Below are 911 nucleotides of genomic sequence, written 5' to 3'. Positions count from 1 at the left end.
CAGCATGTCCTTGCGATGACGGGATCGACCGTTGTGGGGCCGCTGCTGATGGGGTTTGACCCCAATGTGGCGATCCTGTGCTCGGGGCTGGGGACGATCCTGTTCTTCCTCATCACCGGCGGTCGGATCCCGAGCTATCTGGGATCGAGTTTTTCCTTCATCGCCCTCGTCGTGGCGCTGACCGGATATTCCGGGCATGGTCCGAACCCCGATATCGCACTGGCCTGCGGCGGAATTTTCGTCGCGGGCGTGGTGTATGCGCTGATCGGGGTTCTGGTCCGGATGACGGGCTCGGGGTGGATCGAGCGCCTCATGCCGCCATCCGTCACCGGGGCGATTGGCGCGGCGATCGGGCTCAACCTGGCGCCTGTGGCGTCGCGCGGGCTCGGGCATGGCGGGGCCGGGACGGCCTGCGGCATTTTTGCGCTGCTGTGTACGGCGCTGCTGGCAGTCTATGGCGGTCCGTATCTGCGGCGGCTGTCGATCCTGCTGTCCCTGATTGTGTCCACGCTTGTGTATGTCGTGGTGGCGAACGGGCTGCATCTGGCGCCGGCGATGGATTTCTCCGAAGTTCTGTCCGCCCCGTTGATCGGGATGCCGCATCTGACGGCACCACGTTTTACCGGCCATGCGGCCATTCTGCTGGCACCTGTCGCGCTGGTTCTGGTGGCGGAGAATCTTGGGCATCTCAAGGCGATCGGGGCCATGACGGGGCGCCCCCTGGATCACCTGACGGGGCGTGCGTTCCTCGGGGACGGGCTGGCGACGATGCTGGCGGCCAGTCTCGGCGGCACGGGTGTGACCACCTATGTCGAGAATATCGGCGTCATGGCGCTGTCGCGGGTCTGTTCGACGCTGACCTTCGCTGTGGCCGGACTGTTCGCCATTCTGCTCGGGTTCTCGCCGTTTTT

1 protein-coding gene is annotated in these 911 nt (G+C 65.1%); it reads left to right on the top strand.

Annotated features, from left to right (window positions below):
• Nucleotides 1-15: 15 nt before the first annotated feature.
• Nucleotides 16-911 (top strand): solute carrier family 23 protein (locus HK22_RS14745; protein ID WP_233142734.1); only part of this gene is annotated, 896 nt, incomplete at its 3' end.

The organism is Gluconobacter sp. DsW_056, assembly GCF_002153595.1.
Taxonomy (GTDB): Bacteria; Pseudomonadota; Alphaproteobacteria; order Acetobacterales; family Acetobacteraceae; genus Gluconobacter; species Gluconobacter albidus.
The sequence above is the reverse complement of the archived record's forward strand: the minus strand, read 5'-3'. Positions and strand labels throughout refer to the sequence as shown.